The organism is Bradyrhizobium sp. STM 3809 (genome assembly GCF_000239795.1).
GTDB lineage: Bacteria > Pseudomonadota > Alphaproteobacteria > Rhizobiales > Xanthobacteraceae > Bradyrhizobium.
The window spans coordinates 1-3942 of record NZ_CAFJ01000367.1 but is presented as its reverse complement, the minus strand read 5'-3'; the positions used below and the strand labels follow the sequence as shown (position 1 = coordinate 3942).

At 66.2% G+C, this 3942-nt stretch carries 5 protein-coding genes; 3 read left to right on the top strand and 2 right to left on the bottom strand.

What is annotated here, in order from left to right; translation table 11 throughout:
• The first annotated feature begins 250 nt into the window (after positions 1-250).
• Complete coding sequence (locus BRAS3809_RS19105; protein ID WP_502685671.1) at positions 251-541, top strand: hypothetical protein; 291 nt, start codon at positions 251-253, stop codon at positions 539-541.
• A 374-nt stretch (positions 542-915) separates the two neighbouring features.
• On the opposite strand, the gene BRAS3809_RS19100 is transcribed toward BRAS3809_RS19105, so the two are convergent.
• Both BRAS3809_RS19100 and pdxH read right to left on the bottom strand, forming a co-directional pair.
• Positions 916-1668 carry an SDR family NAD(P)-dependent oxidoreductase gene (locus tag BRAS3809_RS19100; RefSeq protein ID WP_035656919.1) on the bottom strand — a complete coding sequence of 251 codons (753 nt, stop codon included), beginning with the start codon at positions 1666-1668 and terminating at the stop codon, positions 916-918.
• 134 nt (positions 1669-1802) lie between these two features.
• Positions 1803-2453: a pyridoxamine 5'-phosphate oxidase gene (pdxH, locus tag BRAS3809_RS19095; protein WP_008963708.1), complete on the bottom strand. Its 651-nt coding sequence runs from the start codon at positions 2451-2453 to the stop codon at positions 1803-1805.
• Positions 2454-2578: 125 nt separating this feature from the next.
• Here pdxH and BRAS3809_RS19090 point away from each other — a divergent pair, with 125 nt between their 5' ends.
• Positions 2579-2983, top strand: coding sequence for an RT0821/Lpp0805 family surface protein (locus tag BRAS3809_RS19090; protein ID WP_008963707.1), 405 nt, complete (start codon positions 2579-2581; stop codon positions 2981-2983).
• Between the two features lie 112 nt (positions 2984-3095).
• A partial coding sequence (locus tag BRAS3809_RS19085) for a DnaJ C-terminal domain-containing protein (protein WP_035656917.1) occupies positions 3096-3942 on the top strand: 847 nt, incomplete at its 3' end.

The window sequence follows — 3942 nt, the reverse complement described above, 5'->3', positions numbered from 1 at the left end:
CGCGCGGCGGCTTGTTAGCAGCTGACATGTTCGTTCATCGAAGAACTGGTCGCTGGTATGCGGTTATGCACTTCAGTCGACACAGCAGATGCATGCCAGGAATTACTTATTAGCTCCGCCGCAACGCCGCTGCAAAGCCGCCTCAATTGCTCAGGTAAAATTTGACGGGAACGCTGAACGTTTGATCGAAACTTCTCTGCGATAAGTCGGCTCGTGAGCATGACCAGGAGCAAGCGCATCGGCGCATGTCATGCGTGACGAAGCTGGAGGGCGCATCGATGGCGCCCGTGGCCAAGAGGCGGCAATGGTTGAGAAACGCATAACGGCATCGAGCAACGTGGTCGATCTCGCCAGCTATCAGCGCGGCCGGGCCGACATCGTCGTGGCCCATGCGCTGTCGCCCCGGACCTGCAGCTATTGCGGCGCCGAGCTCGACGACGACGAGCGCGAGGACGATTGCTCCAGCGCCCTCAACGTGGAATCCGCCCGCCTGCGCTGGCGCGCTGCGCAGATCCTGCGCGGCCTGGTGTGCGAAGGCTGAACCGGCGTCCGCAAAATCTGATCATTACCCAGCTGCGTTTTGCGTCTCACGAACCTCGATCAGGCCCGCTGCCCGCGCCCCCTCAGCCGTCGTCCCGGCGAACGCCGGGACCCATAACCACAGGCCGTCGTAACGGCCCGAGCCGGCTGTGACAAAGCTCCCTCGTTCCTCACTCCTGCTGCGGAGTATGGATCCCGGCGTTCGCCGGGATGACGGCGGAGTGCGGGGACCGATCGCGATCCTGTCGCTTCGTGGGCTCGGCTCGCAGGCCTCAATCTGCAGATGGCGTTAATCGCGCCTTCGTGGGGCGCGCCGCGGTTCGTCGCGCGGCGCAAGCTGGCGTGAACCAAGCCGGCGGCGCGCGAAGACGCCCCTCACACGTGCTGGCCGCCGTTGATGTGGATCTCGGCGCCGTTCACGTAGGAGCTGGTCTCGCTGCACAGTACGTAGATGATCTTGGCGACCTCGTCCGGCGTGCCGAGCCGCTGCATCGGGATCTGCTCCTGCACGATCTTCTCGGTGCCCGGCGACAGGATCGAGGTGTCTATCTCGCCCGGCGCGATCGAGTTGACGCGAACGCCGACGCGGCCGAAATCCGATGCCATCTCGCGGGTCAGCGCGGCGAGCGCGGCCTTGGAGGTCGCGTAGGCTGCGCCGGCGAACGGGTGCACGCGCGAGCCTGCGATCGAGGTGACGTTGACCACCGAGCCTTTGGCCGCCTTCAGCTCCTTGATCAGTCCGCGCGCCATCATGATCGGCGCGAAGAAGTTGACGCGGAAGACATGATTCCAGGTGTCGAGATCGGTGTCGACGGTGCCGAGCCGAGCGCCGCCCGGGCCCTTCGGCGAGATCGCGGCGTTGTTGACCAGCGCATGCAGCTCGCCGCTGTCCATGCGCTGCTTGACCTCCTCGATGGCCCGCAACGTGTCGTCCGGATCGGCAAGATCGACCTGGATGTGATCCTCGGGGCCAGCGCCCCAGGGGCACTCCTCGGGAAAGGGATGCCGCGAGCAGGTGATGACGCGCCAGCCCGCGGAGGAGAAACGAATCACGGTGGCATGACCGATGCCGCGGCTGGCGCCGGTCAGCAGCATCGTGCGCCGCGGCTGGTTCGAGGAGTTCGGCATGGACTGGGTCTCTCACGATCCCTGAGGGATCAGCTTACCACATGGGTTAGGAGTTCGGTGCGCGATTCCTGCGCACCGAGATCGAGCTTGGCATCGAGGCGGACGTGATGAGCTGGCGCGTCGGTGACGCGCGTCTACGGATACATTCTCACCTTGGTCCACGGCTGGCCGGCAGCCTCGCGCCGGAATTCGATGCGGTCGTGCAGCCGGAACGGCCGGTCGTGCCAGAACTCCATGCGAACGGGCGTGATGCGCCACCCGCTCCAGCCCGGCGGCCGCGGCACCTCGCCGATGATGTATTGCGCGGCGACCTTGGCGATCGCCTGCTCGAAGGCGAAGCGGCTCTCCAGCGGCTGCGACTGCTTGCTGGCCCAGGCGCCGAGCTGCGCCTGCTTCGGGCGGGTGGCGAAATAGGCGTCGGCCTCCGCGTCGCTCACCTGCGTCACCAGGCCGCGGACCCGCACCTGCCGGCGCAGCGACTTCCAGTGAAACAGCAGCGCCGCCTTCGGATTGGCGGCGAGCTCCTGGCCTTTCTGGCTGGCCTTGTGGCTGTAGAACACGAAGCCGTCGGCGTCATAGCCCTTCATCAGCACCATGCGCACATCCGGCAGCCCGTCCGCGTCGACCGTCGACAGCGCCATGGCGTTCGGATCGTTCGGCTCGCTCCTGGTGGCCTCCGCGAACCACTCGGCGAACAGCGCGAACGGCTCGCCGGCCTGGGTAAAATCAGCCGATGTACCGGATGTTAAGGTTGTCTGGTGTTTGATGCTCGTAGGGTCGGTCATGTCTTTGGGGAGTCCGAGTTTTGCGTCCACCCGCGGCCAGGCGCGTGCGAGTTCATTCTGGTCCGGCCCTATATAGGGCATCGGTCCGGCTTGGCCTATCCGCGATCGGTCATGCCGGCACCGCTTTGACACTCATTCTAATCGGCCTGTCCGGCGGCGGCTGCAGCATGTCGCGGCCGGAGACGGCATTCGCCAAGATGGAGGATGCGGAGATCACCGGCACCATCGGCCCACCGCCCGAGCGCGAGCCGACCGAGGCCGATCTCGCCTTCGCCCGCAACGCCGCCTCCGACGTGCTGACCAAGGGCACCAAGGATTCCAGCCAGCCCTGGCAGAATCCGCAGACCGGCGCCCGTGGCTCGGTGACCCCGATCGCCAAAACCTATGTCGGCGACAACGGCCGCACGTGCCGGGATTTCCTCGCGAGCTATGTCAACGGCAAGACCGAGCGCTGGCTGCAGGGCTCGGCCTGCCGCATCGAGCGGGGACGCTGGGACATCCAAACGCTCAAGCCCTGGCAGCAAAGCTAGCGGGACCGCCCCGGAACCCGTTGCAAAAATACAACGGACTCCCCAGATGAAATGCAAAGCGGGCGGGGAGCCCATAGGTTAGTATCTGACTTTCTGTAAGGAGACGTGACGGATGCGCGACCCCTATGAGGTCTTGGGGGTGCCGCGAAGCGCCAGCGCTGCGGCCATCAAGAGCGCCTATCGCAAGCTCGCCAAGAAGCATCATCCCGACAGCAACAAGGATGACCCGAAGGCATCGGCCAGGTTTGCCGAGATCAATTCGGCCAACGAGATCCTGGGCGACGAGGAGAAGCGGAAGCAGTTCGATCGCGGGGAGATCGACGCCGAAGGCAAGCCGCGCTTCCAGGGCTTTCCTGGTGGCGGCGCCGGCCGGGGCGGTCCCGGCGGCTTCGAGAATTATACCTTCCGCAGCGGCGGCGGGCCGGGCGGAGGCTTTGGTGGCGGCGGCGGCTTCGAGGACATTCTCAACAGCATGTTCGGCGGCGCGGCGCGCGGCGGGCGCGGCGGTGGCAGCCCGTTCGAGTTCGACACCGGCGGGGTCGGCGTCGACCTCGACCTCAAGGTCGCGATGTCGGTGACGCTCGAAGAATCCGTCAAGGGCGGCGAGAAGCGCGTGCGTCTGCCCTCGGGCAAGGAGCTCAACGTCAAGGTCCCGCCCGGCGTCACCGCCGGCCAGCAGATCCGGCTGAAGGGGCAGGGCGAGAGCGCGCCGGGACATCGGCCCGGCGACCTCCTGATCACGATCCAGATCGCGCCGCATCCGTTCTTCAAGGTCGAGGGCAGCGACGTCAGGCTCGATCTGCCGATCACCCTGTATGAGGCGGTGCTGGGCGCCAAGGTGCGCGCCCCGACGCTGGGCAGCGCAGTCGAGCTGTCGATCCCCAAGAACACCTCGAGCGGCCGGACCTTCCGGCTCAAGGGCAAGGGCCTGCCGAAGAGCGACGGCTCGGCGGGCGATC

What these genes read in the sequence shown, in the direction of transcription:
- BRAS3809_RS19105 (WP_502685671.1), top strand. Translation starts at nt 251, where the DNA reads ATGCGTGACGAAGCTGGAGGGCGCATCGATGGCGCCCGTGGCCAAGAG.
- pdxH (WP_008963708.1), bottom strand. Translation starts at nt 2,453, where the DNA reads ATGACCGACCCTACGAGCATCAAACACCAGACAACCTTAACATCCGGT.
- BRAS3809_RS19100 (WP_035656919.1), bottom strand. Translation starts at nt 1,668, where the DNA reads ATGCCGAACTCCTCGAACCAGCCGCGGCGCACGATGCTGCTGACCGGC.